General features: G+C 61.8%; 2 protein-coding genes. Both read left to right on the forward strand.

Going from position 1 to position 2,199, the window contains the following annotated elements; all coding sequences use genetic code 11:
- A partial coding sequence (locus EN993_RS35010; protein WP_281040595.1) for a transketolase C-terminal domain-containing protein occupies positions 1–1,037 on the forward strand: 1,037 nt, incomplete at its 5' end.
- A 4-nt stretch (positions 1,038–1,041) separates the two neighbouring features.
- A partial coding sequence (locus EN993_RS35015) for an alpha-D-glucose phosphate-specific phosphoglucomutase (RefSeq protein WP_206532476.1) occupies positions 1,042–2,199 on the forward strand: 1,158 nt, incomplete at its 3' end.

The following is a 2,199-nucleotide window of genomic DNA, read 5'->3' on the forward strand; positions in this document are numbered from 1 at the left end:
CGTTGCCCGCCTTCTCAGCCGATGCGAAAGGCCTCGCGACGCGCGACTCGTCGGGCCAGGTGTTGAACGCTATTGCGGAACATTTGCCATGGCTGCTGGGGGGCGCGGCAGACCTGTCGCCGTCAACCAAGACGAACCTCGAATTCGATTTCGCCGGCAACTTTCAGACCCCAGAGGGCGACCAGGCCGTCAGCTACCGCGGGCGGAATTTCCACTTTGGCCTGCGCGAACATGCCATGTGCGCCATCGGCAACGGCATGAGCCTGTCGAAGCTGCGGCCGTTCGTCTCCAGCTTCCTGATCTTCACCGACTACTGCCGCGCGGCGCTGCGGCTGAGCTCGATGATGGAACTCCCGCTCATCTCCATCTGGACCCATGATTCCATCAGTCTCGGCGAGGACGGGCCAACCCACCAGCCGATCGAGCAGCTTGCCTCGTTCCGCGCCATGCCCGGCATGGTCGTGCTACGCCCGGCGGATGCGAATGAAGTCATGGAGGCATGGAAGGTCATCATGCATCTCAAGGACAGGCCTGTCTGCCTCGTGCTGACGCGACAGGCGGTGCCGACGCTCGATCGCTCGATCTATGCAAACGCAGCCGGCGTGGCGCAGGGCGCTTATGTACTGGCTGATGCTCCCGACGGCAGACCCGACGTCCTGCTGCTGGCGACCGGCAGCGAAGTCGCGCTGTGCGTGACGGCGTATGAACAGCTGAAGGCCGAGGGCATCAAGGCACGCGTCGTCAGCATGCCGTCATGGGAATTGTTCGAAAGCCAACCGAAGGAGTATCACGAGACCGTCCTGCCGCCCGCTATAACGGCCCGGGTTGCGGTAGAAGAAGCATCTGGTTTCGGATGGGAGCGCTATACCGGCTTCGACGGCGCCATCCTCGCTCTACATAGTTTCGGCCTGTCAGCGCCATCGAAAGTCGTCGCAGAACACTTCGGATTCGAGCCGGCACACGTCGTTGCGGCCGCCAAGGCGCAAATTGCGGGCAGCCCGTCAACCAAACAAGTTGGGATTGCACGAACCGAATGAGACAATGACCATGAAAATCAGTCCATTGGCCGGAAAGCCGGCCCCGCCCGAGCTGCTGGTCAACGTCGCCAAGCTCGTCACCGCTTATTACAGCCAGGTACCGGACCCTGCCAACCCATTGCAGCGGGTGGCGTTCGGGACGTCCGGGCATCGCGGCTCGGCGTTTGAGAGCACGTTCAACGAGGCGCATGTGCTGGCAATCAGCCAGGCCATTTGCCACTACCGCAAGCGACGGGGTATCGACGGCCCGATCTTCATCGGCATCGATACACATGCGCTATCGGAGCCAGCCTTCGTGAGCGCCCTTGAGGTGCTGGCCGCGAACGGAGCGGAGGTGATGATGGCGGCCGGTGGCGAGTATACGCCCACCCCAGCCATCTCCCACGCAATCCTCAACTACAACAACGGCCGCAAGACCGGGCTCGCCGATGGGATCGTCATCACGCCCTCGCACAACCCGCCGGGCGACGGCGGCTTCAAGTATAACCCGCCCAATGGCGGGCCGGCGGATACCGATGTCACTGGCTGGATCGAAAAACAGGCCAATGATCTGCTTGGCAACGGCCTGAAAGGCGTGCGGCGGATGCCGTTCGAGAAAGCCCTCCATGCGCCGACAACACATACCCACGATTTCCTGAACTCTTACGTGAACGATCTCGGCAACGTGATCGACATGGACGCCATTCGCGGAGCACGTGTTCGCATGGGCGTCGACCCGCTCGGCGGGGCGGGAGGCCACTACTGGCCCGCCATAGCCGACCGCTACAAGCTCGACTTGACCATCGTCAATCGCCAGGTCGATCCCACTTTTCGTTTCATGACGGTTGATTGGGATGGCCAGATCCGCATGGACCCGTCTTCAGCTTATGCCATGCAAGGCCTTATCAGCCTGAAGGATCAATTCGACATCGCTTTCGCATGCGACACCGATCACGACCGGCACGGCATCGTCACGCGCAGTGCCGGACTGCTGCCGCCCAATCATTACTTGTCGGTGGCGATAGACTACCTGTTCCAGCATCGCCCTGAATGGCGCAAGGACGCCGCGGTTGGAAAAACGGTGGTGAGCAGCCAGATGATCGATCGCGTCAGCGCCAGGCTGAAGCGCAGACTGTATGAAGTGCCGGTCGGGTTCAAATGGTTCGCCGAGGGCCTTCAGGAC

It is taken from the genome of Mesorhizobium sp. M7D.F.Ca.US.004.01.2.1, assembly GCF_003997785.1.
In the GTDB taxonomy this organism is placed as follows: Bacteria; Pseudomonadota; Alphaproteobacteria; order Rhizobiales; family Rhizobiaceae; genus Mesorhizobium; species Mesorhizobium loti.